The sequence below is a fragment of the Ruegeria profundi genome (assembly GCF_020171505.1).
Classification (GTDB): domain Bacteria; phylum Pseudomonadota; class Alphaproteobacteria; order Rhodobacterales; family Rhodobacteraceae; genus Ruegeria; species Ruegeria profundi.
Genome location: NZ_JAIUZS010000001.1, coordinates 974,945 through 998,971, shown reverse-complemented (window position 1 = coordinate 998,971; position 24,027 = coordinate 974,945). Strand labels below are relative to the sequence as shown.

Genomic DNA, 24,027 nt, shown 5'->3' with positions numbered 1-24,027 from the left:
GCCGCACCAAAGATTTTACGACTCTGGCAAGATTACCTTGTCGATCACGTGGATCACGCCGTTCGAGGTCTCGATATCGGCCTGTACGACCGATGCATCGTTGACCATTACACCGTTATCCAGATCAATCGTGACATTGCCACCTTGGACGGTAGCTGCGGTCATGTCATCGGACAGGTCGGTGGACATGACTTTGCCCGGCACGACGTGGTAGGTCAGAACAGCGATCAGCTGATCTTTGTTTTCGGGCATCAACAGCGATTCAACTGTGCCTTCAGGCAGCGCTGCAAAGGCTTCGTCGGTAGGCGCGAAAACGGTGAACGGGCCTTCGCCCTTGAGGGTATCGACCAGCTCAGCAGCTTGAACGGCGGCAACGAGCGTTTCAAAGCTGCCCGCGCCAACTGCGGTGTCAACTATGTCTTTCTTGCCACCTGCGAATGCGGTAGTTGCGATCAGTGCGCCGGCCACGCCGGCAATTGCGAGTTTGCGAAACATGATAACAGGTTCCCTTTTTGGAATGCCAAAAGTGGCATCGAACCTTCTACGTCCCGATGTTGAAATAAGATCACTGAATATTAGGATAATTACATATTGACGAAAGCTACGGCCGCGCTAAGCCTGCGCCGTGTGGAATTTCCATTCACGTTTTTGTGAATATTCGACCGTCAAAGACCTTCGAATTCACACAGGATATGCACGTCCATACCCATTTCTTCGAGCACTTTGCGCCCCCCCAGCTCTGGCAGGTCTATGATGAACGCGCAGGATACGATCTCACCACCCAGTCTTTCGATCAGCTTGATGCCGGCTGCCGCGGTGCCCCCTGTTGCCAACAAATCGTCGACTACAAGGATTTTCTCGCCTGGCTGAATGGCGTCATCGTGGATTTCAACAATGGCCTCGCCATATTCCAGCTTGTAGTCTTGACTGATCGTGGTTCCCGGCAGCTTGCCCTTTTTGCGGATGGGAACGAAGCCGACGCTCAACTGGTGCGCAATGGCCCCGCCCAGAATGAAGCCGCGCGCCTCAAGGCCGACAACTTTGTCGATCTGCTCACCAGCGTAGGGGTGCAGCATCTGGTCAATCGCCATGCGAAATCCGCGCGGGTCGGCGAACAGGGTTGTGACATCCCGGAACATGATCCCTTCGTGCGGGAAATCGACGATGGTACGGATGTAGTCCTTGACCGACTTGCTTCTGGACATGGCCAACCCCTTTGACGTCAAAACACGCGGGCGTGTTTGGCCTATCGGGGTCGGTCATGCAAGCGGAGTTTCGTGCCGCTTTACTTGCGGCGTTGCGGAGAAGCCTTTGGCAATCCGTGATAGCGATACAACGCGGCAGGGAGCCACGAAAGATGCGGTTTACGCCAATTGCGTTGATCTCGCAAAAGAAATGCCTGAGCAGCATGAAGGTTCATTGCCATAATCCTATTTTTGTTGTTAGTTGCTCGATATCTACAATTTCTATGCTGTGTATATACATTGCATCGGCATTTGATTCAAGTGTTCGGCGGGGAAAAGGCACGTGGGAAAGAAAGACGGCAAGGGGTCTACCAAGAAAAACAGTCAGTTGGTCTTGCGTCTGGACAAAGATGAGCGCGACGCGTTTGTTGAACTGTGCAAAGAGCTGGACACGTCGGCCGCGCGGGAAATCCGGCGGTTTATCCGCAGCTTCATGAAGGAAAACGCCGAGGAGTAAGACCTTACGCCGGGCGTCGCAAAACTGCGGTGGCGATACCCATTCCGATCAAGGTCAGCCCTCCGAACCGGGTGAGTGCGGAAATGACGCCGGCGCGCCCGATCATTTTGCGCAGCTTGTCAGCGAGCAAAGCGTAAGCCAGCGCATTCAACCATGCCAGAGCAACAAAAGACGCGATCAGGATGGCGAATTGCGCACCCAGAGGCTCCGCCGGGCGCAGAAATTGCGGTACGAATGCGATGAAGAACGCGATGGATTTGGGGTTCAGCGCAGTCACGGCTGCAGCGTGTCCAAATACACTTTGTGCAGTCACATCCTGCCCTGTCTCTAGTGTCCTTAAACCGCTTGAGGGTGCGCTGCGCAGCAGTTTGATGCCAAGCCAAACCAAATAGGCCGCGCCCACCCATTTCAGCACCGAAAACAGGGTGGCCGATGCCAGAACCAATGCTCCCAATCCCAGCAACGAGGCGGTCATAGCCACAAGATCCCCCAGCGCGACCCCCGTGGCCGACGCCACCGCAACACTGCGCCCCTTGGACAAGGCATAGCTGAGCACCAGCAGAACGGTCGGTCCCGGTATCAACAACAAGGCGGTGGATGCGGCCATAAAGGCCAGCCAGAGGTCAAGAGACATTTGATTTCCTGTATAGCTCAGGCGCTTACCAAGCCCCGGCTGCGCGCGCAGGTCAAGCAATTCTTGCGAACTGAGCTGATCAGATGCGGGAACTCCAGAGCGCGGCTTTGGCTGTTGCCCAGATCTTGCGCGTCTCGGGGCGTTGTTTCACATCCCACGCGATCAGACAGTTCCGGCGCATTACTACGTGGTGCGGCGGAAAAGTCAGTTAGCACGGTTTAGTTGCACACATGGAGAAGTGCAGGGATTTCTGGACCGATAACCGCGTCAAAGAACCCGCCCTGCGACGGCGTCAAGCTTGGCTAGCAACGCAGGATCGCGTTTTTCGGGTGCTGTGAGGATCGCGTATTCAAGTGCCCGGTCGCAACCATGGGGGCAGGGCGCGCGGTCTTGCCCCAAAAGCTTAGGCAGACCTTCGACCAGCGCCCGGCCTTTTTCGGCGTTGCCGGTCAGGGTCGCAATGATCGAGGTTACGTCAACCTCACCATGATCGGGGTGCCAACTGTCATAGTCTGTGACCATGGCGATTGAGGCAAAACAAAGCTCGGCCTCGCGGGCCAGTTTGGCTTCGGGCATATTGGTCATACCGATAACGTCGCACCCCCATTGTTCCCGGTACATTTTGGATTCCGCCAGTGATGAGAATTGCGGCCCTTCCATCGCCAGGTACGTGCCACCGCGATGGATTGTGATCCCCGCGGCCTTGCCCGCTGTTTCACACGCATCGGACAGGCGCGGGCAGGTCGGATGTGCAACGCTGACATGCGCAACGCAACCGGTGCCGAAAAAGCTTTTCTCGCGCGCAAATGTCCGGTCGATAAACTGATCCACTATCACGAAATCACCCGGTGCCATCTGTTCGCGGAACGATCCACAGGCGGACACGGAAATCACATCCGTTGCCCCCAGGCGTTTCAATGCGTCGATATTGGCGCGATAGGGGATTTCGGTCGGCGAATGCACGTGGCCACGGCCATGGCGCGGCAGGAACACCATTTCCACACCGTCCAGCGTACCAGTCAGGATCTGATCCGAAGGATCACCCCAAGGCGTTTCCACTGTGACCCAGTCCGCATTCTCTAACCCGTCGATGTCATAAATGCCTGATCCACCGATGATTGCGATCTTGGTCTGCGTCATGGTTATGCTCCGCTTGAAAAATCTTGTTGGACCTGTCTGCGGGGCGGTAGGGGATTTGGCAAGTGGGTTCAACGGTTTGTGTTGATTGTCCGCCCGGTATGCATTTGACGCATAGCAGGGTCCCGCCAAACGCGGTATCGCAGCCGTGTCTTGGCCGTTAAAAGACCCCTTTCGCGCGCACCCAACAGACCGACAGGACCGATCTATGCCCCGAGCCATGCTGGCCAGTTTTGCCAACCGTATTGCCAAACCCGACTTTCGTTGGGTGCCGGACGAAGGGCTGACCGTGTCGCGGCTGCGGATTGAGCTGCTGTCGGGCCTGACCGTTGCGCTGGCTCTGGTGCCCGAAGCGGTGGCCTTCGCCTTTGTTGCCGGGGTGCACCCGCTTGTTGGTCTCTACGCGGCCTTCATGGTCGGGTTGATCACCGCCCTGATCGGGGGCCGCCCAGGCATGATTTCGGGTGCGACCGGAGCGTTGGCCGTGGTGATGGTGGCGCTGGTGGCAGAGCACGGGGTTGAATACCTGTTCGCGACCGTTGTGCTGATGGGTATTCTTCAGTTGATCGCAGGGGCGATGCATTGGGGGCGCTTTATCCGACTGGTACCGCATCCGGTGATGCTGGGCTTTGTCAATGGGTTGGCCATTGTGATCTTTCTGGCGCAGATGGGCCAGTTCAAAGTCCCCGGAACAATGGAAAACACCGGGCATGGCGTTGGGGGCGGCGAATGGCTGTCCGGAATGCAGCTTTACACCATGCTGGGGCTGGTGGCGCTGACCATGGCTGTCATCTGGATCATGCCGCGCTTCACCCGTATCATTCCCGCCCCTTTGGCCGGGATTCTTGTTGTTGCTGCGCTGGTGATCGGCTTTGGTCTGGATGTGCCGCGTGTGGGCGATCTGGCCTCGATCGAAGGTGGTCTGCCGCCGTTCCACATTCCGATGGTGCCGCTGAACTGGGAAACTTTTGAGATCATTCTGCCCTACGCCGTCATCCTAGCCGCGATTGGCCTGATTGAATCTCTGCTGACCCTCAACCTTGTGGGTGAAATCACCGGAAAGCGTGGCGGGGCTTCGCAGGAATGTATCGCGCAGGGTGTTGCCAATGTTGCCACCGGATTCTTTGGCGGCATGGGCGGGTGCGCGATGATCGGTCAGTCGATGATCAACGTGAAATCCGGTGGCCGCACCCGTATCGCCGGGATTGCGGCGGCGCTGTTCCTGCTGATTTTTATCCTGTTTGCGTCGCCGCTGATTGAGCAGATCCCGCTGGCCGCCTTGGTTGGGGTAATGTTCATGGTCGTGATCGGCACCTTTGCGTGGAACTCGTTCAAAATCATGCGCAAAGTGCCGTTGATGGATGCGTTCGTCATTGTGCTGGTCACCGTGGTGACGGTCATGGAAGACCTTGCAGTTGCTGTGGTCGTGGGCGTGATCGTATCGGCACTTGCTTATGCGTGGAACAATGCCAAGCGCATTCACGCGATTACGCGCAGCTCCCAGACCGAGAAAGGCGCAAAGGTCTACGAAATTCAGGGGCCTTTGTTCTTTGGCTCATCCGACGGGTTTGTTGAGCTTTTCGACGTGCCCAATGACCCTGAAACCGTGATCGTGGACTTTGCAGAAAGCCGGGTCGTGGACCAGTCCGCTTTGCAAGCCATCGAAAATGTCGCTGCCAAATACGAAGAAGCCGGCAAGCGCGTCATGTTGCGCCACCTCAGCCGGGATTGCCATAAACTGCTGAATAAGGCAGGGCATCTGATGGTCGATAGTGACGATGACCCGGACTATGAATTGGCCGTGGACTATTCTGTTCGCACCGGAATCCTGGGCGGGCACTAACCGAAAAAGCGGCCAATTCGGCCGCTTTTTAGTTTGGTGCAAGCCTTTCTAACTCGTCGATATGGCCGGACAGCAGTGCGCTCTCTGCTTGTGCAATCGCCGCTGCGGGCCAATCCCACCAGCGCAGGGCCTCCAACCTTTGTATGGTGTTGGCATCAAAGCGCAGGCGGCGAACCTCTGCAGGATTGCCTGTCACCATAGCGTATGGCGGAATGTCGCCCCGAACAACGGCGCCTGCACCGATTATTGCGCCATTCCCGATCCTTGCGCCCGGCAGGATCAATGCACCATATCCGATCCAAACGTCGTTTCCGACAATCGTGTTGCGCGTATCTGGCTGATATCCTGCCATATTCTCAGGTTCAAACACCGGAAACGGAAAGGATGTCAGCCCGTCCATCGCGTGATTGGCCGATGCCGTGATAAAGCGTACCCCGTGCGCGATTTGGCAGAACTTGCCCAGCACAAGTTTTTCCCGCGAAAACGGGAACAAATATGGTGCCAACCGCGAGGCCCAGTCCTGGGGTGCATCAAAGTCCGAGGCATAGGTGAACGCACCGGCCTGAAACCGCGGATGGTCGATGGCCTGTGACAAAAACACCGTACCCTCATGGTCAGACCCATCGGGAAGCGTGATCGGATATCTGCGGCAAGGGTCTGGCAGAGGCATCAGTCGTCCGGGCGCGCAAGGCTGAACACGTCCGTGACAACCGAGTAATCCCGGTATCCCATCCGAGCCAGCGGATTATAAGTTGTGACGTCAAACTTACCGTCGCGCAGGTGATCGTCATGCAAATGCACGCCTGTGACTTCGCCGAACACGACTCGGTTGGCTTCGCCGGGAAGGGTGACGATCTTGGTCAGCTTGCATTCAAGCGCCGCCGGGGCACCTTGGACGCGGGCACAGGGAATCGTTTCGCATTCGATAGGCGTCAGGCCCGCGTGTTCGAATTCATCGCTATGTTTGGGCAGCGCCGCCGAGGTGGCATTCATCGCATCGCGGTGCGCATGGGCAACCACGTTCACGCAGAATACGCCGGTTGCTTCGATGTTGGCGACGCTGTCTTTTCCGCCATCCTGATCCTGCTTGGCCCCTGTCGACGCGAACATCACCTGTGGGGGTGTGTAGGCGACCGCGTTGAAAAACGAGTACGGGGCCAGATTGTTGACCCCGTCCGGGCTGCGCGTCGATATCCAGCCGATCGGGCGTGGGGTGACGATGGCGTTGAACGGGTTGTGCGGCAGGCCGTGGCCGTCTTCGGGGCGGTAGAACATTCACATCTCCAAGCGTTTGCCCAAGGCCTACCGAAGTGTTAGGGCGAAGGCCAGCAAGTAAAAGAGGTCGGGGTGCAGCAGTTGGGGATACGTCCGGAAGAGCCGGACGATTGGTGGGAGGTCGAGGCGCTCTATGACCTGTGTTTCGCGCCCGGGCGCGAAGCGCTGTCGTCGTACCGCCTGCGCGATGATGTGCCACCCGTCGACGGCTTGTCCCTGGTGGCGCGGGATGGGCAGGGCATTCTGGCCGGCGCGATCCGGTTCTGGCCGGTTCATGTCGGGGATCACGATGCGCTGCTGTTGGGGCCGGTTGCCGTACACCCCACTCATCAGGGCGAAGGGCTGGGCGGATACCTGATCCACGAAGGCCTACGGGCTGGGCGCGCGCTGGGTTGGACCCGCGTTCTGCTGGTTGGTGACGCGCCTTATTACAAGCGGTTCGGGTTCTCACGCCTCAGCGGGGTTGAGATGCCACCGCCCACAAATCCGGATCGCGTTTTGGGATTGGAACTGACTCCCGGCGTTTGGGAGGGTGTGCATGGCCCAGTGACCCGTTGGAGCCGCTGAACTATTGAAACCCGAGCCGTGAATCCCGATGTCTCACGGGCAGGAGGATCGCTATGCAGGACGTTGCGCTCGTCGAAGAACTGGATGCCGAGGCTGAACTTGAACGTTTGGCCGGGTACTACCGGTCTGCCGGAGGGCCGGGCGTCAAGCTGCTGAATAGCCTGGGCGGTTCGGCCGAGTCCCTTTTGGATCAATTGCCGGAGCCAATCAGGCAAGGCCTGACCGGTGCCACAGAACACGCGCTGTGGCTGGCGATGCACGCCGCCGAAACATCGCGCCGGGCGGTGCCGGATCAACACCCCTGGGTCAACACCGCGCTGACCACGGCGATGGGGGCTGCTGGCGGACTGGGTGGTATGTCCACCGCTTTGATGGAACTGCCAGCGACCACAGCGATGCTGTTGCGCGCGATACAAGGCGCAGCCGCGCGCGAGGGGTTCGATCCCTCGGAAGAGGGTGTGAAATTCGATTGCGTAGGGGTTTTGTCCGCTGCCGGACCGCTGTCTGACGATGATGGCGCAGATCTTGGGTTCTTTTCGGTTCGTCTGACCCTGACCGGACCCGCCATGCAACGGTTGATTTCAGCTGTTGCGCCACGGTTGTCTGTTGTACTGGGGCAGAAACTCGCGGCGCAATCCGTTCCCGTGTTGGGCGCGATAGCGGGTGGTGGCACCAACTACGTCTATACACGCTATTACCAGCAGATCGCTCGCGTCCATTTTGGGCTGCGCCGATTGGCGATAGATGCCGATATCCCGCATGAGGAATTAGTGCGCAGACTATCGGCACGCATGTAAGCCCCTGACAAACAGTTGGAACGGGGCATGCTTATATGGTATATTGGTTCCGTAACCTCGCTAAATAAGCGAATAATTCGCGGGAAACAGGCAAGAGTACCGTAGAAAGGCAGCAAAGCGTGATCGATGCAAAGCTTGCCCCCCATGTTTCGCGGAAGGCCCGGCAGTTGCCGGTTATCCAGCAATCTGCTGCGCTTTGCTATCGCATCATCCATGAGCGGCCCGAGGTGTTGCTGATCACCACTCGGAAGTCGCGGCGTTGGATTATACCAAAAGGGTGGCTGATCAACGGCCTGACGCCTTCTGAAACTGCGCAGCAGGAAGCCTGGGAAGAGGCAGGGATACGCGGAAAATGCGACGTTCAGGCGGTAGGGCAGTTCCTCTACCAGAAACGTCACCCGAAAAAGGGTGAGGTGATGTGCGTCGTGGACGTTTTTCCATTGTTTACGACATCTGTTGCGGCGCGCTTTCCCGAGTGCAAGCAACGGCAAAGAAAATGGTTTTCGCCCAGGAAAGCCGCCTTGCAGGTCAATTCGTCTGAACTGGCAGGATTGTTACGCGGGGTCGAACGCGTTCATCACTGATGTGCTTCTTCTGGGGCTTGATATTGCATTAACCGTAGGTATCTATCTATCAACCGACAATTGGACGGATCATGATTCAATACGCGTTGAAATGCAGCAATGGCCACACTTTTGACAGTTGGTTTCAATCGGCGGCCGCTTACGACAAACTGGCATCATCGGGCATGGTGACATGCGCCGTGTGCGGTTGTGACAAGGTTGAAAAGGCGATCATGACGCCGCGTGTTCGCCCGGCCCGCAAGGCCGAGGCGCAGATGCCCGCGCAAAAGCCTGAGGCAAACACCATCGATATGGCCGCACCTTCACCGGACGTGGAAAAGGTAATTGCCGAATTGCGCCGTAAGGTCGAAGAGAACTCGGACTACGTCGGCAAGGACTTCGCGAACGAAGCGCGCAAGATTCACTTGGGTGACGCGCCCGAGCGCGCAATCTATGGTGAGGCCAAGCCGGAAGAGGCGAAAGCTCTTATTGAAGATGGGGTGCCCGTGGCACCGCTGCCATTTATTCCCAGTCGCAAAAGCAACTGATCAGCATTTTCAAGGTTAAGGGCACCGGTCTTAAAACGACCGAACACGAGCGCGCACTGGGATCTGAGGGCAATCGATCCGACAGGATACTCGGCTAGCGCGGCGAAGGTTCTTATTTACCCTTTCGGCGTCTGATCATTTGCACCGCATCCGAAATGGCCGCCACCGCGCTTATTGGCGTTTCAAAGCAGCCGTTGGTACTTCGTACACCTCGTCGGGGTCGATGAAGATCACCGTCATGTCCCCGCGTGTTTCATGGCTGAGATTCGAAGGCGAACTGCTGGAGGTCGGCACGCCATCGCTGAAATAGATGCTGCGCACCTCGCCAGCCCCCAATGCTACGGCCAGAGTTGTTGTGCCATCGTCGTGGTGGCGCAATTCAGCGTGGCAACTGGCCAACGGTGCCCCGCCCGAGGCGCAGGGTACAGTTCCCAAAGCATTTTTGCCGTCTGTGGCGGCCAAGGTGGACTCCTGCGCAATCGCAGAAGAGGACGACAGGATAACTGCGGCGATAACAAAGCGGAGCATGGAATACCTCGTGGACAATAACGGCTCAAGGCTGACACCCATGCAACCGGATGTAAAGCGAACGCAGACGGCCTGCCGGGCAGTTTTGAACCCTTGCCCTTGTGGTCCCCCTCGCATAAGACGCACGGGATCTGAATTCCAAGGCGCGGAGAAACCACCCCCATGCCCCTACTCGTTATGAAATTCGGTGGCACATCGGTTGCCAATCTTGACCGCATCCGCCGCGCGGCCAAACGTATCGGTGTTGAGGTGGCCAAAGGGTACGACGTGATCGTCATCGTCTCGGCCATGTCTGGAAAGACGAATGAGTTGGTGGGCTGGGTAAACGAGACGTCACCGCTGTTCGATGCGCGCGAATACGACGCCGTGGTGTCCTCGGGCGAGAATGTGACCGCGGGTCTTATGGCGTTGACCTTGCAGGAAATGGATGTTCCCGCCCGCAGTTGGCAAGGTTGGCAGGTGCCGCTGTTGACCACAAGCGCCCACAGTCAGGCCCGGATCGAGGATATCCCGACCCGGAACCTGAACCAGAAATTCAGTGAGGGTATGAAGGTCGCAGTTGTCGCCGGGTTTCAGGGCATCAGCCCCGAAGGCCGCATTACAACGCTGGGACGGGGCGGGTCGGACACCACGGCCGTGGCATTTGCTGCTGCCTTCGGGGCCGAGCGCTGCGATATCTACACGGATGTGGATGGCGTCTATACCACCGACCCGCGTATTTGCGAAAAAGCGCGCAAGCTGGACAAGATTTCATTCGAAGAGATGCTCGAACTTGCCTCACTGGGGGCGAAGGTGCTGCAAACCCGTTCGGTCGAGCTGGCGATGCGGTACAAGGTGAAACTGCGCGTTCTTTCGAGTTTCGAGGAACAGTCCGATGAGGCCGGTACGCTGGTCGTTGACGAGGAGGATATCATGGAATCCAATATTGTGGCCGGTGTGGCCTATTCCCGCGACGAGGCCAAGATGACCGTCGTATCGGTGGCGGACCGTCCGGGTATCGCTTCGATCATTTTCACGGCGCTGAGTGATGAGGGCGTGAACGTGGACATGATCGTTCAGAACATTTCGGACGAGGGACGCACGGATATGACGTTCTCGTGCCCGACCGATCAGGTTGCCCGTGCTGAAAAAGCGCTGCTGGCGATCAAGGATGCGGGTGGGCTGAACTATGCCGAACTGGTTGCCGATACCGATGTTTGCAAGGTTTCGGTTGTGGGCATCGGTATGCGCTCCCAATCCGGTGTGGCGGCTAAAATGTTCAAGGTACTCTCGGATGAGGGGATCAACATCAAGGTCATTACAACCTCTGAGATAAAAATTTCCGTGCTTGTGGACAGGAAATACATGGAACTTGCTGTTCAGGCGCTGCATGATGCGTTTGAATTGGACAAGGCGGCCTGAGCATTTCAGCCAAGGATCTCGCCTGACGCACTAATTTGGTTGGGCTATGGTGGACGGCACCGAAACAGAATCCCGTAAGCTGCTTGGGCGGTTGCGCGAAGAGATGGCGAGCGAGGCCGCCGGTCAGGAACGTCTTGACCGGATTACAAACCTGATCGCGGACAGCACGCGGCGCGAGGTCTGCTCGATCTATCTGTTCCGGGACGAGGAAACACTGGAACTTTGCGCCACCGAAGGTTTATCTCCAGCGGCGGTGCACAAAACCCGCATGCGTCTGGGCGAAGGTCTCGTGGGCCGGGTCGCGAAATCCGGCAAAGTCGTGAACACCGCGGATGCCCCATCTGCCAAGGGGTTTCGGTTCATGCCGGAAACGGGTGAGGAGAAATATTCATCTTTCCTCGGCGTACCGATTCAGCGGCTTGGGCAGAAACTGGGTGTTTTGGTGGTTCAATCGCGCGAGGCGCGGGAGTTTACCGCTGATGAGGTCTATGCGCTGGAGGTGGTTGCCATGGTTCTGGCCGAAATGGCCGAACTAGGTGCCTTTGTCGGCGAAGGTGCTGCCCTGTCGCCCCTGCACCAGCAATCCGTGTTGCTACGTGGCGGACCGGCGCAAGAGGGATCGGCAGAAGGTCATGTCTGGCTGCACGAGCCGCGCGTCGTCGTCACAAACCCAATTGCCGAAGATCCCCACCGAGAACGCGAACGTCTGTCCGAGGCGGTCGAAGAGCTGCGCGTTGGTGTCGACAAGATGCTTGAAATTTCGCAGGGCGGTGATTCCGAGCAGCTCAAGGTGCTCGAAGCGTACAGGATGTTCGCCAATTCCAAGGGTTGGATGCGACGCATGGAAGAGGATATCGCCCTTGGCCTCAGCGCCGAAGCTGCGGTGGAAAAAGAACAGTCGCAGGCGCGCGCGCGAATGGGGCAGGTTACGGACCCGTACCTGCGCGACCGTCTTGCGGATCTGGATGATCTCAGCAACCGTTTGCTGCGCATCCTGACCGGACAGGGAAAAACCGACAGTGCCAATTTGCCACCTGACCCGATCCTTATTGCGCGAAATATAGGTCCGGGCGATTTGCTGGAATATGGCCGGTCTCTCAAGGGGATCGTGCTAGAGGAAGGCTCGGTCGGAAGCCATGCAACAATCGTGGCGCGGGCGCTGGCGATTCCGCTTGTTGTCCATGTGGGTCGCATTACGACCGAGGCGCTGAATGGCGACCACATTCTTGTCGATGGGGATGAGGGCGTGGTGCATTTGCGCCCCGAAGATTCGGTAGTGGGCGCTTTCCGCGATAAGATTGCGATGCAGGCCAAGGCGCAGGAACGTTACGCGTCGATCCGCGAAACGCCGACGGTGACGCGTGACGGCGAAAGGATCAATCTGCTGATGAATGCCGGGTTGATGGCCGATTTGCCGTCTCTGGGACATTCCGGTGCCGAAGGTGTCGGGCTGTTCCGAACCGAACTGCAATTCCTGATCCGCAGCAAGATGCCCAAACGGTCAGAGCTTGTGGCGCAGTATAAGCGGGTTCTGGACGCGGCAGGTGACAAGCGCGTGGTGTTCCGCACGCTGGATATCGGGTCCGATAAGGTTCTGCCCTACATGAAGCATGTGGCCGAACCGAACCCGGCGCTGGGCTGGCGCGCGATTCGAGTTGGTCTGGATAAGCGCGGTGTTATGCGGATGCAGTTGCAGGCGCTGCTGCGTGCTGCCAACGGACGCCCGCTGTCGATCATGTTCCCGTTCGTGGCGCAGGCCGATGAATTCCGCGAGGCCCGGTGGGAGGTCAACAAAACCATTGAGCGTGAAAAACGGCTGGGTCATGTCCTGCCCGAAACGCTTGAGGTCGGGGCGATGCTTGAGACGCCGTCGCTGGCCTTCGCGCCGCAGAAGTTTTTTGACGAGGTCGATTTCGTTTCGATCGGCGGGAATGACCTGAAACAGTTCTTTTTTGCCGCTGACCGTGAGAATGAGCTGGTGCGCCGCCGCTATGACACGCTGAATGTCAGTTTCCTGACCTTCATTGAGCGGATTGTCGAGCGATGCAGCATTTCGAACACACCGCTGTCCTTCTGCGGTGAGGATGCCGGCCGCCCGGTCGAGGCGTTGTGTCTGGCCGCGATGGGAATCCGAACGCTGTCAATGCGCCCGGCTTCGATTGGGCCAGTCAAAAGCGTTCTGCTGCGTGCAGACCTACAAGCGCTACGCAAGATCATCGCGGACGCGCGGCATCGTGGTGAGCAGTCCGTGCGCCCCTCTGTCATGGAATGGCTGCGGGATCAGGTCTGATTCCGCAAATCCGGGGTTGCTTTCTGCATCTGCATTGCATATTCAAGCCACAAATGTTAGCGATAACATATCCGATGTCACGAGTACCAGGCAATTGTAGTGCTATGGTGACGCAGGCGAGAATTGAAGGAGCCCATCGATGGTCTCACGCGTTATTCCGGTCAACCCGTTCGATCTGGTGCTGTTTGGTGCAACCGGCGATCTGGCGCAGCGCAAGATCCTGCCAGGTCTTTATCATCGTTTCGAAGTGGGGCAGATGCCCGAAGATGCCTGCATCATCGGAACGGCGCGCTCTGATATGGACAGTGATGCATTTCGCGACCAGATCCGCGCCTCGATGAAGGAATTCGCGCCGCAATTCAAAAAGGATGTGCTGGATCGTTTTCTTAAACGGGTCTCGTATGTCTCAGTGGATGTCATGGGGGATAAGGGCTGGTCCGAGCTTGCCAAATCTCTGCGGCCCGATGTCGTGCGGGCATTTTACTTGTCGGTGGGGCCTAATCTTTTCTCGAACATCGCGCAACGGTTGGATGAAAACGGGCTGGCGACGCCTGACAGCCGCATCGTGGTCGAAAAGCCATTTGGTCACGATCTGGCCTCGGCAAAATCTTTGAACGAGGGTCTGCGTGCCTGTTTCAAAGAGCATCAGATCTATCGCATCGACCACTATCTTGGCAAAGAAACGGTGCAGAACCTGATGGCGCTGCGCTTTGCCAACTCTCTTTTCGAGCCGCTGTGGAATTCCAACCACATCGATCATGTTCAAATCACCGTGGCCGAAACCGTTGGGGTTGAGGGGCGTGGAGCGTATTACGATCAGTCCGGGGCCATGCGCGACATGATCCAGAACCATCTTGTTCAGCTTCTGTGCCTTACAGCGATGGAACCGCCTTCCAAATTTGCACCGAACTCCGTTCGCGACGAAAAGGTCAAGGTGATCGAAGCGCTGGAACCGGTTGAACCGAAAGATATCGCGCGGGGTCAATACCGCGCTGAACATGGCGATGATGGCTATGTTGATCACGTCGGAAACCCGTCCAGCCGGACCGAAAGCTTTATTGCCCTCAAGGTACATCTGGGCAACTGGCGTTGGGCCGGGGTTCCGTTTTATTTGCGCACCGGCAAACGGCTGAGAGCACGGGAATCCGAGATAGCCGTGTATTTCCGCGATCCGCCACACACGATTTTCCCAAACGTAGGCCCGCTGCGCGGCAATGTTCTGGTGATCCGCCTGCAACCCGACGAAGGCATCACCCTGCGCACCACCATCAAGGATCCCGGTCCCGGCGGATTCCGTTTGTCCGATGTGGCCTTGGACATGAGCTTTGCCGATGCGTTGGACGCCGACACCCGCGCTCCGGACGCGTATGAGCGATTGGTGATGGACGTCATTCGCGGTGACCAGACCTTGTTCATGCGGGGCGACGAGGCCGAGGCCGCCTGGGCCTGGGTCGATCCCATCATTCAGGGCTGGGAAGAACGTGGCGACCGCCCGGCGCGATATGATCAGGGAAGTTCAGGGCCCGAAGAAGCACTGATGCTATTGCATCGCGATGGACGCCGCTGGCGCCAAATCGGAGGTTAATATGACTCACACCGTCATCACCGACGTAACCCAACGGATCATCGACCGCAGCGCCAATCTGCGTGGTCCGTATCTGGAGCGCATGGAACAGGCCCGGTCGAAGGGCCCCGCGCGCGCTCATCTGTCCTGCAGCGGTCAGGCCCACGCCTATGCAGGTGCAGGGCCGGATCAACAGGCCATGGCAACTGGCACCGCAGGCAATCTGGGCATTGTAACGGCCTATAATGATATGCTCTCGGCCCACCAGCCGTTCGAGCGTTACCCCGAGTTGATCCGCCAGGCGATCCGCGCCGCGGGCGGTACTGCGCAGGTTGCCGGTGGCGTTCCCGCTATGTGTGACGGCGTAACACAGGGCGAGGCTGGGATGGAACTGTCGCTGTTTTCCCGCGACGTGATCGCCTTGGCGACAGGTGTCGCGCTGAGCCACAACACGTTTGACGCCGCCGTATTTCTTGGGGTGTGCGACAAGATCGTACCCGGTTTGGTGATTGGCGCGCAAGCGTTCGGCCATTTACCTGCCGTGTTCCTACCTGCCGGACCCATGACCAGTGGTCTGCCCAACGACGAAAAAGCCAAGGTGCGCCAGAAATTCGCCGCCGGAGAGGTAGGTCGCGAGGCACTTATGGCCGCCGAAATGGCCGCCTATCACGGCCCCGGCACCTGCACCTTTTATGGCACTGCCAACACCAACCAAATGCTGATGGAGTTCATGGGTCTGCACCTGCCGGGTTCAAGCTTCATCAACCCCAATACGCCGTTACGCGACGCCCTGACCGAGGAAGGTGCCCGCCGTGCCCTGTCGCTCAGCGCGCTGGGGAACCATTATACGCCGGTATGCTATATTCTGGACGAACGCGCCTTTGTGAATGGTATTGTCGGTCTGATGGCTACGGGTGGGTCGACGAACCTGCTGATCCACCTGATCGCGATGGCGCGTGCTGGCGGTATCGTGCTGGATTGGCAAGATTTTTCCGATATCTCTGCCGTCGTGCCTTTGGTTGCACGTGTCTATCCCAATGGGTTGGCAGACGTGAATCATTTCCACGCGGCGGGTGGCTTGGGCTACAGCATCGGTACGTTGCTGGAAAACGGGCTTCTGCACCCCGATACGCTGACCGTGGCGGGGCAGGGGCTGCATAACTATACCAAAGAACCTAAGCTAAAAAACGGCGAACTGGTTTGGGAAGATGGCGCAGGTCGCAGCCTGAACGAAAAGATTGTCCGTTCGGCCAAAGACCCGTTCCAGCCCACCGGTGGCCTGTCGCGCCTGACTGGCAATCTGGGCACCGGCGTCATGAAGGTCTCGGCCGTTGCTCCCGAACATCAGGTGGTCGAAGCGCCGGTGCGTGTATTCCACGATCAGGAAGAGGTGAAGGCCGCCTTCAAGGCCAAGGAATTTACCGGAGACGTCATTGTTGTCGTCCGCTTTCAGGGACCCAAGGCGAATGGCATGCCGGAACTTCACTCACTGACACCGATCCTGTCGATCCTTCAGGGCAGGGGGCAAAAGGTTGCGCTGGTGACGGATGGCCGCATGTCCGGAGCATCGGGCAAGGTGCCTGCCGCGATCCATGTCAGCCCCGAAGCGCTGGACGGTGGGGCGATCGCCTATCTGCAGGATGGTGACATGCTGCGCGTTGATGCGGTCAAGGGTGAGTTGGAAATCCTGACCCAAGGCGTTCTGGACCGCGTGCCAGCCAAGGCTGATCTTTCGGCCAACCAACATGGCACTGGCCGCGATCTGTTTGCTACCTTCCGCAATACCGTCGGTTCAGCCGACACCGGTGCCAGCATTTTCGGAGCTTAAAGATGTCCAAAACTCAACGTACCCGCGAAATCTGCGGTCTTGCCCCAATCGTTCCGGTTCTGGTTGTCGATGATGCCGCGCAGGCCCGTCCGTTGGCCGAAGCCTTGGTCGCTGGTGGTCTGCCCGCCCTCGAAGTCACGTTACGGACACCTGCGGCTTTGGATGCTATTCGCGCGATGGCGCAGGTCCCTGGCGGCGTTGTGGGTGCGGGCACGCTGGTCACGCCCGAAGATGTCCGTGCCGCGAAAGAGGCGGGCGCGCAGTTCGGAGTTTCACCCGGTGCAACGGATGCCCTGATTGCGGCCTGCGAAGCTGAGGGGCTGCCTCTTCTACCCGGCGCGGCCACGGCAAGCGAGGCAATGCGCCTGCTGGAAAAGGGCTATGACATGCTGAAATTCTTCCCGGCCGAGGCCTCGGGTGGTTCACCGGCCCTGAAAGCCATCGGCGCACCGCTGCCGCAGATCACTTTCTGCCCCACCGGCGGCGTATCACCGGCAAACGCACGGGACTACCTGTCGCTTTCAAATGTCATCTGTGCTGGCGGCAGCTGGGTCGCACCCAAGCAGATGGTTGTGAACGGAGATTGGGCCGGGATCGAAACACTAGCACGTGAGGCTTCAAAGTTGATGGATTGACGCAGGATTTTGCTGCGATAGGGTGGCCACAATTCAGACAGGTTGACCTCATGACACAGCAAAACTCTCTCGCGCAGGGGCGTGAATATCTGGCGATTCCCGGCCCTTCTGTCATGCCTGACGCGGTTTTGCAGGCGATGCACCGCCCGTCGCCCAATATCTATGACGGCGCGTTGGTCGAGATGATGCCCGATCTGACGCGCGATCTGAAACGCGTGGCGCGTACCGAACATCACGTCGCGATCTACATTGCCAACGGTCACGGCACGTGGGAGGCCGCGCTGTCCAACGTTATCGCGCCGGGTGAAACGGTGCTGGCACCGGCGTCCGGACGGTTCACCCACGGCTGGGCCGAAATGGCCGAAGGGATCGGTGCCAAGGTTTCGCTGCTTGATTTCGGAATGTCCTCAACGTGGGATCTGGATCGCATTGCAGAGGCGTTGCGCGCAGACACGACCCATCAGATCAAGGCGGTGCTGGCGGTGCATGTGGATACGTCCAGCTCAATCCGAAACGATATCCCGGCATTGCGGGCGGTGCTGGACGATTTGAATCATCCGGCATTGCTGATGGCGGACTGTATCGCTTCTCTGGGGTGCGACCGCTTCGAAATGGACGCGTGGGGCGTCGATGTCATGGTCACGGCGTCCCAGAAAGGCCTTATGACCCCGGCAGGTGTTGGCTTTGTCTTCTTCAATGAAAAAGCGCAGGCCAAACGGGCGGAAATGCCCCGTGTTTCGCAATACTGGGACTGGCAGCCGCGCGTCACGCCCGAGATGTTTTACCAGTATTTCAACGGCACAGCCCCGACGCATCACCTATATGGCCTGCGCGCGGCGCTCGATTTGATTCATGCTGAAGGGGTCGAGGCTATTTGGGCCCGCCATGCGCGCCTTGCCAAGGCAATCTGGACCGCATGTGAAATCTGGGCGCAAGGTGACGCGCTGCAACTGAACGTTGCAGATCGTGCGCATCGTAGCCACGCTGTGACTGCATTGCGGCTGACGGATGGGAGAGGAACACCGCTGCGTCGCTTTACCGAAACCCAGTTGGGCCTGACCCTTGGAATAGGATTGGGGATGGAGGATCAGGATGGTTGCTTCCGCCTGGGCCATATGGGCCACGTGAACGCACAAATGGTGATGGCGATGCTTGGTGGTATGGAAACCGCCATGGCCGCGTTGGGCATTCCGCGCGGTACTGGTGCGTTAGAGGCCGCCGCCGCCGTTCTTGCCGACCAGATCCAAGGCTAGACCTGTCAGTCTACGCTTTCGCAGCCTCCAAAGCTTTCGGCAGTGCAGCGGCGAAAGCATCCAGATCCGCTGCTTTGCCACAGCTCACGCGGATGCAACGGTTCTGCGGTGGGGCAAATGGCATGCGTACAAAGACACCCTGGTCGACCAGAGACTCAAGAACAGCCTTGGCAAAAGCACCGTCCCGCCCACAATCAATTGCCACAAAATTGGTAGCTGACGGTAAAGGGACCAGCCCGTTTTCGCGAGCTATATCGGCGATCCGCTCTCGTGCCGCACTGATCTGAGTCTGAACCTGCGATAGCCATGCAGCATCTTGTAGGGCTGCCAAAGCTCCTGCCTGCGCGGCCCGGTTCATGCCGAAATGGTTGCGCACCTTGTTGAAGGCTGCGATCAATCCCGGCGCGCCAATCGCATAACCAACCCGCGCACCGGCCATGCCGTAAACCTTGGAAAACGTACGCATCCGGATCACACGCCGGTCATCCGGTGAAACCGGTGCTGCCGTACCATCAGGCGCGCATTCCACGTAGGCCTCGTCCAGCACTAAAAGGCAGCCCTCGGGTAATGCCTCCATCGCCTTGACGATATCTGCGCCACTATGCCAACTGCCCATCGGGTTGTCGGGATTGGCGAGATAGATCAGCTTCGCGTTCACCTCAGCTGCCTTAGCAAACAGCGCCACGGGGTCCTCGTGATCATTCAGATAAGGCACCTTGTGCAACACGCCGCCAAACCCGACGACATGGTAGTTGAAGGTCGGGTACGCCCCGTCCGAGGTCACAACCGCATCGCCCGGCCCGACGAGCAGCCGAACAAGATACCCCAACAGGCCATCGATCCCTTCGCCGACGACGATATTTTCTGGTGAAACGCCGTGATGATCCGCCAGCGCATGACGCAGATCGTGGTTCTCGGGGTCGCCGTACATCCAGATACCCGTTGCCGCCATCGCCTCGATTGCACCGGGTGAGGGGCCAAAAACGCTCTCATTAGCGCCCAAACGTGCCACGAACGGCGCGCCACGCTGCCGCTCCTGCGTTTCGGGGCCGACAAATGGCACGGTGGCGGGCAGCGACAGGGCAAGTGGGGTGTAGCGTGGATTGGTCATACGCTGAAATAAACGCATGGCCGCAGGACACGCAACCATGTGCTGCCCCGACGTTGTGGTGGAACTTGCCAATGCTTCCGGGCAAAGTTGGCCTAACCGGAGCTTGGAGGGCCGCATGACACGCGTATCCGTCGAATACAAAGATCACATCGCACATGTCACCTTGACGCGCGGCGACAAGATGAACGCGCTGGATGACGCGATGATCAAAGCCCTGCTGTCAGCAGGACAAGAGGTTGAGGCTTCGGACGCGCGTGCCGTCATACTATCCGGTGAAGGCAAAAGTTTTTGCGCTGGGCTTGATATGGCGAGCTTCGCAAAAATGGCTCATATGGACCCGACCGAATGGCTGATGGAACGCAGCCATAATGGCGCCAATGAGATGCAGGAGCTTGCCCTGATCTGGCGTCGCATCCCAGTGCCGGTGATTTGTGCCATTCAAGGCGTGGCCTATGGCGGTGGTCTGCAAATTGCGTTGGGGGCAGATATCCGCATTGCCCATCCCGAGGCCAAGCTGGCGGTGATGGAGATGAAATGGGGCATCATCCCCGACATGGGTGGGATGGTGTTGTTGCCGCAATTGGTGCGCTCTGACGTGCTGCGCCTGTTGACCTACACTGCGCGTCCAATCGGGGCGCAGCAGGCGGCCGAGTGGGGATTGGTCACCAAACTCTCGGACGACCCATTGACCGAGGCGCAGGCGCTGGCCGAAGACATTGCTGGCAAAAGCCCATCAGCAATTCGTGCCGCGAAACGCCTGATCGAGGTGGCCGAAACCAGTTCGCGCGCAGACGTGCTTATGGCGGAATCTGGCGAACAGGTGGAGTTGATCGGCCAACCCGATCAGATGGAGGTTGTGATGGCGCAGATGCAGGGCCGAAAGCCTGAGTTTAAGTAGTCAGCGCAGGAAGTCTCGCCGCGCGCCACGGCGCTTGTATGTGTTGGATTTGGTGAGTGCAGCCTGAACCCCTCCGGCAGCATCAAGCTTTTGGCGATTCTACGCCTTCTGAGGAAGCACAGCAGCCCGTGCGATGATCCGATACCCAGCGGCAATGCCGGGATCGCATTAAGTTTCGTCGGCACGGCTGGGCATAGCACGCTCCTGAACGCGTTGAAAACAATAGAAAACCCCCACCGCGGGGCTGCGCGGTGGGGGTGTTTTGCTGTGGAATGAAAGAAGGTCAGGCGATTTCGGCCAGACGGGCCAGCGCCTCGTTCAGCTTGGCCTCTTCCTCTTCTCGGGCGGCGAGGTTGGCTTTGGCCTCCTCAACCACCTCCTCCGGGGCCGAAGCCACGAATTTGGGGTTGTTCAGACGTCCGCGCAACCCGCCAAGTTCTTTGGCCAGCTTGCCCTTGGCTTTCTCCAGCCGCTCTTTTTCCGCGCCGATATCGATGATATCCGCCAAAGGCAGGCCGAAGGATGCACCGGGCGCGGCGATTGAGATCGTGCCTTTTGGCAGCTCGTCGGCCTTGGTCAGGCTGTCGATCCTCGCGAGACGTTTGATCAGCGCTTCGTTCCGGTCCCATGCGGCTTGGCCGTTGGCGTCGATTTCGGTAACCAGCATCGGCACATAGAGGCCAGCCGGAACCCGCATTTGCGCACGGGCCGAGCGGGTGTTTTCGATTACCGAGATCACCCAGTTCATTTCGCGATCCGCATCGGCGTCGATCAGGTCGGCAGCGGCATAGGTGGGCCAGTCGGCGTGGACAACCATTTTGGCGCGGTTGCCGGTCAGCCCCCAGAGTTCCTCGGTGATGAAGGGCATGATCGGGTGCAGAAGGACCATGCACTGATCCAGAACCCAGCGCATTGTGGCGCGTGTCTCGGCCTGAGCCTCAGTATCGTCGCCTTGCAGCAGGGGCTTGGACAGCTCCACATACCAATCGCAAACCTTGCCCCAGACAAAGGCATACAGCCCGTTGGCCGCATCGTTGAAACGATAGCTCTCCAGCGCCGCGTCAACCTCTTCGCGCACGCGGGCGGTTTCACCGATGATCCAGCGATTCACGGCGGCTTTAGGCTTCAGATCGGCCACGTCTAGTTGAGGAACGGCGTCGGTGAAGACCTCGTTCATCTCGGCAAAGCGGACGGCATTCCACAGTTTGGTGCCGAAATTCCGATAGCCGGTGATGCGCTCGCGCGACAGTTTCAACACGCCGCCAATCGCGGCCATCGAGGCGTTGGTGAACCTCAGCGCGTCGGCACCGAATTCGTCCACGATCTCAAGCGGGTCAATGACGTTGCCCGTGGTCTTGGACATCTTCTTGCCCTTCTCGTCGCGGACGAGCTGGTGCAGGTAGACGGTGTGGAACGGAATCTGATCGACCACGGCCAGTTGCATCATCATCATCCGGGCGACCCAGAAGAACAGGATGTCGAAGCCGGTGATCAGAACGTCCGTGGGGAAGTAGCGGCGCATCTCCTCAGTGTCCTCGGGCCAGCCCAGCGTGCCGATGGGCCACAGGCCGGACGAGAACCACGTGTCGAGAACGTCGGGGTCGCGGGTCAGCTGAGCAAACTTTCCAGTCGCAACAAACTTCTCTCTCTTCTCATTAAAAAGTGGAAAGCCCGCTTTGTCGCCAAACCTATACGCAGGTAGCCTGTCTGATGGCTCGCGCTTTTCGTCCAAACCATCAAAATAGAACCCAATGTCTACATCGGAGCCGTAGTACTTCTGCGCTTGAAGATAGATCGAAGTCTCGGTCGGCCCTACGAATAGTTTACCAGCCGAAATGTTGTTTACTGTTCGACCTGTGTCCTTTGGACATGAAGCTAATTCTTCTTTCTTCGGCCCATACCAAACCGGAATCTGATGCCCCCACCACAGCTGGCGCGAGATGCACCAAGGCTCGATGTTTTCCAGCCAGTGATAATAGGTTTTCTCGCCCGATTCAGGGATGATCTTGACCGTGCCGTCCTTGACCGCATCCAGCGCGGGTCCGACAACCTTTTCGGCGTCGACGAACCACTGGTCGGTGAACATCGGCTCGATAACAACTTTCGAGCGGTCGCCGAAGGGCTGCATAATCGGTTTGCTCTCGACCAGAGGCACCAGTTTCTCCGCGCCTTCGTGATCCGGCTTCAAGGCGGTCGACCCCAGTCGCGGGTCATCCGCGCGGGTCATCACGGCCAGACCGTCCGCAGTGATTTCTTCCACCACCTTCGCGCGCGCCTCGAACCGATCGAGCCCACGCAGGTGATCGGGAACCAAATTGATCGCGTCGATTTCGTTCTCGGTAAATTCACGCCCACGTGCATAGTCCTGCGCCAAACCTGCCGCTTCGGCATAGGGCGCGCCATCCGCCCGCATCGCGCCTTTGGTGTCCATCAGGCGGTACATCGGAATACCGCCACGCTTGGCGACCATGTTGTCGTTGAAGTCATGCGCGCCGGTGATCTTCACCGCGCCCGAGCCGAAATCGGGATCGGGATACTCATCGGTGATGATCGGAATCTGACGGCGATGTTCTTTTGGGCCAACCGGGATTTCGCAGAGTTTACCAACAATTGGCGCGTAACGTTCATCTGACGGGTGAACCGCAACCGCGCCGTCACCCAGCATGGTTTCCGGTCGCGTCGTGGCGATCGAGATATAGTCGCGCTCTTCCTCAAGAATGACATTCCCATCCTCATCCTTCTCGACATAGGTATAGGTCTGACCGCCGGCCAGCGGGTATTTGAAGTGCCACATATGGCCCGAGACTTCGATGTTCTCGACTTCCAGATCCGAGATTGCTGTTTCGAAATGCGGGTCCCAGTTGACCAGTCGCTTGCCGCGATAGATCAAACCCTTTTCGTACATATCGACAAAGACCTTGATCACCGCATCGTGGAAATTGGCCGAGTTCTCATGCCCCGTGCGCGGATCACCCGCAGCACCGGCCATGGTGAAAGCATTGCGGGACCAGTCACAAGAGGCACCCAGACGCTTTAGCTGCTCAATGATCGTGCCGCCGTATTCACCCTTCCACTCCCAGACTTTTTCTAGGAACTTTTCGCGACCCAACTCGGTTCGACCGGGCTGCTGCGTGGCGGCCAGCATCTTTTCGACCTGCATCTGCGTGGCAATGCCCGCGTGGTCCTGACCGGGTTGCCACAGCGTGTCAAAGCCGCGCATCCGGTGCCAGCGGATCAGAATGTCCTGCAACGTGTTGTTGAACGCGTGGCCCACATGCAAGGCACCCGTCACGTTGGGCGGCGGGATCATGACGGTAAAGCTTTCGTCGCGCGATTTGTTCGCGCCTGCCTTGAAGGCTCCGGCCTGTTCCCAGGCCTCGTAGATGCGGGCCTCGGCCTCGGCCGCGTTGAATGTCTTTTCCATCGCCATGGGGTGCGTCCTGCGTCATCAATC

Annotated in this window: 22 protein-coding genes; 13 read left to right on the top strand and 9 right to left on the bottom strand. The window is 58.5% G+C overall.

Annotated features, from left to right (window positions below):
* Positions 1-15 precede the first annotated feature (15 nt).
* Both LCM21_RS04825 and LCM21_RS04820 read right to left on the bottom strand, forming a co-directional pair.
* Entirely contained in the window at positions 16-495 is a 480-nt protein-coding gene (locus tag LCM21_RS04825) for a fasciclin domain-containing protein (protein ID WP_068337581.1), read from the bottom strand.
* Between the two features lie 170 nt (positions 496-665).
* Positions 666-1,205, bottom strand: coding sequence for an adenine phosphoribosyltransferase (locus LCM21_RS04820; RefSeq protein WP_224889553.1), 540 nt, complete (start codon positions 1,203-1,205; stop codon positions 666-668).
* 322 nt (positions 1,206-1,527) lie between these two features.
* Between LCM21_RS04820 and LCM21_RS04815 the strand changes: the two genes are divergently transcribed.
* Positions 1,528-1,701, top strand: coding sequence for a hypothetical protein (locus tag LCM21_RS04815; protein WP_169794856.1), 174 nt, complete (start codon positions 1,528-1,530; stop codon positions 1,699-1,701).
* A 4-nt stretch (positions 1,702-1,705) separates the two neighbouring features.
* Here LCM21_RS04815 and LCM21_RS04810 read toward each other — a convergent pair whose 3' ends face one another.
* Positions 1,706-2,335 carry a LysE family translocator gene (locus LCM21_RS04810; RefSeq protein ID WP_224889552.1) on the bottom strand — a complete coding sequence of 210 codons (630 nt, stop codon included), beginning with the start codon at positions 2,333-2,335 and terminating at the stop codon, positions 1,706-1,708.
* Between the two features lie 267 nt (positions 2,336-2,602).
* Positions 2,603-3,475, bottom strand: coding sequence for an S-methyl-5'-thioadenosine phosphorylase (locus LCM21_RS04805; RefSeq protein ID WP_224889551.1), 873 nt, complete (start codon positions 3,473-3,475; stop codon positions 2,603-2,605).
* A 205-nt stretch (positions 3,476-3,680) separates the two neighbouring features.
* Here LCM21_RS04805 and LCM21_RS04800 point away from each other — a divergent pair, with 205 nt between their 5' ends.
* The gene (locus LCM21_RS04800) at positions 3,681-5,315 is read left to right on the top strand and encodes a SulP family inorganic anion transporter (RefSeq protein ID WP_224889550.1); all 1,635 of its coding nucleotides are present in this window, start codon (positions 3,681-3,683) and stop codon (positions 5,313-5,315) included.
* A 28-nt stretch (positions 5,316-5,343) separates the two neighbouring features.
* On the opposite strand, the gene LCM21_RS04795 is transcribed toward LCM21_RS04800, so the two are convergent.
* Both LCM21_RS04795 and LCM21_RS04790 read right to left on the bottom strand, forming a co-directional pair.
* Positions 5,344-5,985, bottom strand: a complete 642-nt coding sequence (locus LCM21_RS04795) for a CatB-related O-acetyltransferase (protein WP_224889549.1) — start codon at positions 5,983-5,985, stop codon at positions 5,344-5,346.
* Positions 5,985-6,590 (bottom strand): flavin reductase family protein, encoded by a 606-nt coding sequence (locus LCM21_RS04790; RefSeq protein ID WP_224889548.1) that lies wholly within the window; start codon positions 6,588-6,590, stop codon positions 5,985-5,987. The genes LCM21_RS04795 and LCM21_RS04790 overlap by 1 nt, the downstream gene beginning before the upstream one ends.
* Positions 6,591-6,662: 72 nt before the next feature.
* Between LCM21_RS04790 and LCM21_RS04785 the strand changes: the two genes are divergently transcribed.
* From LCM21_RS04785 to LCM21_RS04770, 4 genes are all read left to right on the top strand, one after another.
* On the top strand, positions 6,663-7,157 hold the full coding sequence (locus tag LCM21_RS04785) for a GNAT family N-acetyltransferase (protein WP_224889547.1): 495 nt from the start codon (positions 6,663-6,665) through the stop codon (positions 7,155-7,157).
* A gap of 53 nt (positions 7,158-7,210) precedes the next feature.
* The gene (locus LCM21_RS04780; RefSeq protein ID WP_224889546.1) at positions 7,211-7,954 is read left to right on the top strand and encodes an EcsC family protein; all 744 of its coding nucleotides are present in this window, start codon (positions 7,211-7,213) and stop codon (positions 7,952-7,954) included.
* Positions 7,955-8,073: 119 nt separating this feature from the next.
* Complete coding sequence (locus LCM21_RS04775) at positions 8,074-8,538, top strand: NUDIX hydrolase (RefSeq protein ID WP_224889545.1); 465 nt, start codon at positions 8,074-8,076, stop codon at positions 8,536-8,538.
* 71 nt (positions 8,539-8,609) lie between these two features.
* On the top strand, positions 8,610-9,065 hold the full coding sequence (locus LCM21_RS04770) for a DUF1178 family protein (RefSeq protein WP_068337561.1): 456 nt from the start codon (positions 8,610-8,612) through the stop codon (positions 9,063-9,065).
* Positions 9,066-9,236: 171 nt separating this feature from the next.
* Here the strand turns inward: LCM21_RS04770 and LCM21_RS04765 are convergent, their stop codons facing one another.
* Entirely contained in the window at positions 9,237-9,593 is a 357-nt protein-coding gene (locus LCM21_RS04765) for a hypothetical protein (protein ID WP_224889544.1), read from the bottom strand.
* Positions 9,594-9,755: 162 nt separating this feature from the next.
* Between LCM21_RS04765 and LCM21_RS04760 the strand changes: the two genes are divergently transcribed.
* The 6 genes from LCM21_RS04760 (at position 9,756) to LCM21_RS04735 (ending at position 18,564) form a co-directional block, all read left to right on the top strand.
* On the top strand, positions 9,756-10,994 hold the full coding sequence (locus tag LCM21_RS04760) for an aspartate kinase (RefSeq protein WP_224889543.1): 1,239 nt from the start codon (positions 9,756-9,758) through the stop codon (positions 10,992-10,994).
* Positions 10,995-11,040: 46 nt separating this feature from the next.
* Positions 11,041-13,284, top strand: coding sequence for a phosphoenolpyruvate--protein phosphotransferase (gene ptsP / locus LCM21_RS04755; protein ID WP_224889542.1), 2,244 nt, complete (start codon positions 11,041-11,043; stop codon positions 13,282-13,284).
* 139 nt (positions 13,285-13,423) lie between these two features.
* On the top strand, positions 13,424-14,869 hold the full coding sequence (zwf, locus tag LCM21_RS04750) for a glucose-6-phosphate dehydrogenase (protein WP_224889541.1): 1,446 nt from the start codon (positions 13,424-13,426) through the stop codon (positions 14,867-14,869).
* Between the two features lies 1 nt (position 14,870).
* Positions 14,871-16,676, top strand: a complete 1,806-nt coding sequence (edd, locus tag LCM21_RS04745) for a phosphogluconate dehydratase (protein ID WP_224889540.1) — start codon at positions 14,871-14,873, stop codon at positions 16,674-16,676.
* Positions 16,677-16,678: 2 nt separating this feature from the next.
* Positions 16,679-17,311 (top strand): bifunctional 4-hydroxy-2-oxoglutarate aldolase/2-dehydro-3-deoxy-phosphogluconate aldolase, encoded by a 633-nt coding sequence (locus tag LCM21_RS04740; RefSeq protein WP_224889539.1) that lies wholly within the window; start codon positions 16,679-16,681, stop codon positions 17,309-17,311.
* A 50-nt stretch (positions 17,312-17,361) separates the two neighbouring features.
* Positions 17,362-18,564, top strand: coding sequence for a pyridoxal-phosphate-dependent aminotransferase family protein (locus tag LCM21_RS04735; protein WP_224889538.1), 1,203 nt, complete (start codon positions 17,362-17,364; stop codon positions 18,562-18,564).
* Between the two features lie 10 nt (positions 18,565-18,574).
* Here LCM21_RS04735 and LCM21_RS04730 read toward each other — a convergent pair whose 3' ends face one another.
* The gene (locus LCM21_RS04730; RefSeq protein ID WP_224889723.1) at positions 18,575-19,675 is read right to left on the bottom strand and encodes a pyridoxal phosphate-dependent aminotransferase; all 1,101 of its coding nucleotides are present in this window, start codon (positions 19,673-19,675) and stop codon (positions 18,575-18,577) included.
* A 115-nt stretch (positions 19,676-19,790) separates the two neighbouring features.
* Between LCM21_RS04730 and LCM21_RS04725 the strand changes: the two genes are divergently transcribed.
* Positions 19,791-20,573, top strand: coding sequence for a crotonase/enoyl-CoA hydratase family protein (locus tag LCM21_RS04725; protein WP_224889537.1), 783 nt, complete (start codon positions 19,791-19,793; stop codon positions 20,571-20,573).
* A gap of 283 nt (positions 20,574-20,856) precedes the next feature.
* Here LCM21_RS04725 and LCM21_RS04720 read toward each other — a convergent pair whose 3' ends face one another.
* Positions 20,857-24,003: a valine--tRNA ligase gene (locus LCM21_RS04720; protein ID WP_224889536.1), complete on the bottom strand. Its 3,147-nt coding sequence runs from the start codon at positions 24,001-24,003 to the stop codon at positions 20,857-20,859.
* Positions 24,004-24,027: the final 24 nt, after the last annotated feature.

What these genes read in the sequence shown, in the direction of transcription:
- LCM21_RS04825 (WP_068337581.1), bottom strand. Translation starts at nt 495, where the DNA reads ATGTTTCGCAAACTCGCAATTGCCGGCGTGGCCGGCGCACTGATCGCA.
- LCM21_RS04820 (WP_224889553.1), bottom strand. Translation starts at nt 1,205, where the DNA reads ATGTCCAGAAGCAAGTCGGTCAAGGACTACATCCGTACCATCGTCGAT.
- LCM21_RS04810 (WP_224889552.1), bottom strand. Translation starts at nt 2,335, where the DNA reads ATGTCTCTTGACCTCTGGCTGGCCTTTATGGCCGCATCCACCGCCTTG.
- LCM21_RS04805 (WP_224889551.1), bottom strand. Translation starts at nt 3,475, where the DNA reads ATGACGCAGACCAAGATCGCAATCATCGGTGGATCAGGCATTTATGAC.
- LCM21_RS04800 (WP_224889550.1), top strand. Translation starts at nt 3,681, where the DNA reads ATGCCCCGAGCCATGCTGGCCAGTTTTGCCAACCGTATTGCCAAACCC.
- LCM21_RS04795 (WP_224889549.1), bottom strand. Translation starts at nt 5,985, where the DNA reads ATGCCTCTGCCAGACCCTTGCCGCAGATATCCGATCACGCTTCCCGAT.
- LCM21_RS04790 (WP_224889548.1), bottom strand. Translation starts at nt 6,590, where the DNA reads ATGTTCTACCGCCCCGAAGACGGCCACGGCCTGCCGCACAACCCGTTC.
- LCM21_RS04780 (WP_224889546.1), top strand. Translation starts at nt 7,211, where the DNA reads ATGCAGGACGTTGCGCTCGTCGAAGAACTGGATGCCGAGGCTGAACTT.
- LCM21_RS04770 (WP_068337561.1), top strand. Translation starts at nt 8,610, where the DNA reads ATGATTCAATACGCGTTGAAATGCAGCAATGGCCACACTTTTGACAGT.
- LCM21_RS04765 (WP_224889544.1), bottom strand. Translation starts at nt 9,593, where the DNA reads ATGCTCCGCTTTGTTATCGCCGCAGTTATCCTGTCGTCCTCTTCTGCG.
- LCM21_RS04760 (WP_224889543.1), top strand. Translation starts at nt 9,756, where the DNA reads ATGCCCCTACTCGTTATGAAATTCGGTGGCACATCGGTTGCCAATCTT.
- ptsP (WP_224889542.1), top strand. Translation starts at nt 11,041, where the DNA reads ATGGTGGACGGCACCGAAACAGAATCCCGTAAGCTGCTTGGGCGGTTG.
- zwf (WP_224889541.1), top strand. Translation starts at nt 13,424, where the DNA reads ATGGTCTCACGCGTTATTCCGGTCAACCCGTTCGATCTGGTGCTGTTT.
- edd (WP_224889540.1), top strand. Translation starts at nt 14,871, where the DNA reads ATGACTCACACCGTCATCACCGACGTAACCCAACGGATCATCGACCGC.
- LCM21_RS04740 (WP_224889539.1), top strand. Translation starts at nt 16,679, where the DNA reads ATGTCCAAAACTCAACGTACCCGCGAAATCTGCGGTCTTGCCCCAATC.
- LCM21_RS04735 (WP_224889538.1), top strand. Translation starts at nt 17,362, where the DNA reads ATGACACAGCAAAACTCTCTCGCGCAGGGGCGTGAATATCTGGCGATT.
- LCM21_RS04730 (WP_224889723.1), bottom strand. Translation starts at nt 19,675, where the DNA reads ATGACCAATCCACGCTACACCCCACTTGCCCTGTCGCTGCCCGCCACC.
- LCM21_RS04725 (WP_224889537.1), top strand. Translation starts at nt 19,791, where the DNA reads ATGACACGCGTATCCGTCGAATACAAAGATCACATCGCACATGTCACC.
- LCM21_RS04720 (WP_224889536.1), bottom strand. Translation starts at nt 24,003, where the DNA reads ATGGCGATGGAAAAGACATTCAACGCGGCCGAGGCCGAGGCCCGCATC.